Raw genomic sequence first — 1,887 nt, 5'->3', positions numbered from 1 at the left:
GCTCAAGGGCGGGACCGCCGGTCTGGGCGGGGTCGGCGGGCTCGGCGGCGGGAGTTCCGCGAGCGGCAGCGCCGCGGGCAGGCTCTCCGCGGGCGCGGCCTCCGGTGCGATGGCCGCCGAAGAGGCCGCGGCGGGGCGGGCCGCCGCCGCGGGCGCGGGCGCCGCGGGTGCGGCAGGCCGGGCCGGTGCGGCAGGCATGTCGGGCGCGGGTATGCCCCACGGCGGACGCGGCAAGGGCGAGGACGACAAGGAACACCGGGTCGCCGACTACATCGAGGGCGATCCCGAACTGTTCCAGGGCGAGAAGGTCGTCGCCCCGCCGGTGATCGGCCTCTGGAAGAAGAACGACGAGAAGAAGAAGTAGAGCTTTCCCCGTTTTCCCGTGAAGGGTCCCTTCACAGTCGAATCGACCGTGAAGGGACCCTTCACGGCTTTGCGGCCGCTCCCGTCAGGGGGTCGAGTTTGCGGATGAGGCCGACCGCGGCTTCGGTGATCGCGGCCGCCTTGCGCTTACCGGCGCAGGCGGCGATCTCCCGCCCCGCCTCGCCGATGATCGCCGTGATCACCGAGACGGTGAGCCGGTCGACCGGGTCGGCACCGGCGCCGAGCAGGACGGCGTTCTGCCGGACCCACTCGCGGCCCCGGGTGCGGCGCAGCAGGTCGAACCCCGGCGGCCCGTCGTCGTTCATGAACAGCCGCACCAGGTCACGCTGCTGCCACGACGCTTCCAGATAGGCGCGGGCACCGGCGATCAGCAGGGCGAGCGGGTCTTCCTCGCCGCGCGCCCGCGCGCCCGACACGGCCGCCGTCGCGCTGCGTTCCAGAACCCCTTGGTGTTCCTCCCACAGTGCGAGGTAAAGCTCGGCCTTCCCACCGAAGTGGTGGTAGAGACTGCCCACACTGGACTGGGCGCGCCGCACCACCTCGGCCACGCTCGCCTCGGCGTAACCGTGCTCGCCGAACACCTCACGGGCGGCGTCGAGCAGGGTCTGCCTGGTTTCCGCCGTGCGGCTCCATTGCCAGGCGGTGCCGCCGCCGCTCGCCCTGCCCGCCATGCCGTTCTCCGTTCCACCGTGCCGGGGCGATTGTAGAAGCCGGGCGGGCGGGCCCGCCCGGCTTCTGGAGCCACCGTGTCAGCCGAGGAGCCCGGGACGCTGCCAGGGCTTGCCGAGCACGTGCTGGGCGAGGAAGGCGAAAACCGTGGAGTACCACAGTTTCGCGTGCTGGGGACCGAGGATCCAGTGGTTCTCGTCCGGGAAGTAGAGGAACTTGTGCGGGGTCGCCGAATCCTCGGTGTCCGCCCGCGACAGCAGGTCCCACCACAGGCGCAGCGCCTCCCCGATCGGCACGCGGTAGTCCTTGTCGCCGTGGATCACCAGCATCGGGGTGGTGATCGCGTCGGCGAACCGGTCGGGGGAGTTGGCTTCGGCCATTCCGGGCGTGAGTTCGCGGCGCCAGTAGTGCGCTCCGTCGGTGGAGGCGCCGAACGGCTCCAGGCCCCACAGCGAGGCGTGCGTGACGATGGCGGAGAACCGCCCGGTGTGCCCGGCCACCCAGTTGGCCATGTAGCCGCCGAACGAGCCGCCCATCGCCGCGGTACGGGCGGCGTCGATGTCGTCGCGGGCCTCGGCGGCGTCGGTGATGGTCATCAGATCGGTGAACGGGGCCTCGCCCCAGGCGCCCCAGCCCCGGCGGATGAACTCCAGGCCGTACCCGGTGGACAGCGCCGGGTCGGGCATCAGCACCGCGTAGCCCTGCGCCACCGCGAGCCACGGGTTCCACCGCCAGGACCACGCGCTCCACGAATGCAGCGGGCCGCCGTGGATCCACAGCAGCAGCGGCGCGGGGTTGGCGGGACCGGCGTCGCCGGGCAGCGCCAGCCAGGCG

The 1,887-nt window shown here is 72.5% G+C and carries 2 protein-coding genes and 1 pseudogene; 1 reads left to right on the top strand and 2 read right to left on the bottom strand.

Annotation, left to right across the window (positions count from 1 at the left end):
* A pseudogene (locus FNH05_RS38655) lies at positions 1 to 364 on the top strand (hypothetical protein); the annotation flags it as partial.
* 61 nt (positions 365 to 425) lie between these two features.
* On the opposite strand, the gene FNH05_RS36790 reads toward FNH05_RS38655, so the two are convergent.
* Both FNH05_RS36790 and FNH05_RS36785 read right to left on the bottom strand, forming a co-directional pair.
* On the bottom strand, positions 426 to 1,055 hold the full coding sequence (locus tag FNH05_RS36790; protein WP_144593444.1) for a TetR/AcrR family transcriptional regulator: 630 nt from the start codon (positions 1,053 to 1,055) through the stop codon (positions 426 to 428).
* Between the two features lie 78 nt (positions 1,056 to 1,133).
* The coding region (locus tag FNH05_RS36785; RefSeq protein ID WP_144593443.1) for an alpha/beta hydrolase family protein at positions 1,134 to 1,887 on the bottom strand (754 nt) is incomplete at its 5' end.

The sequence above is a fragment of the Amycolatopsis rhizosphaerae genome, from assembly GCF_007713715.1.
Lineage (GTDB): Bacteria > Actinomycetota > Actinomycetes > Mycobacteriales > Pseudonocardiaceae > Amycolatopsis_E > Amycolatopsis_E rhizosphaerae.
The sequence above is the reverse complement of the archived record's forward strand: the minus strand, read 5'-3'. Positions and strand labels throughout refer to the sequence as shown.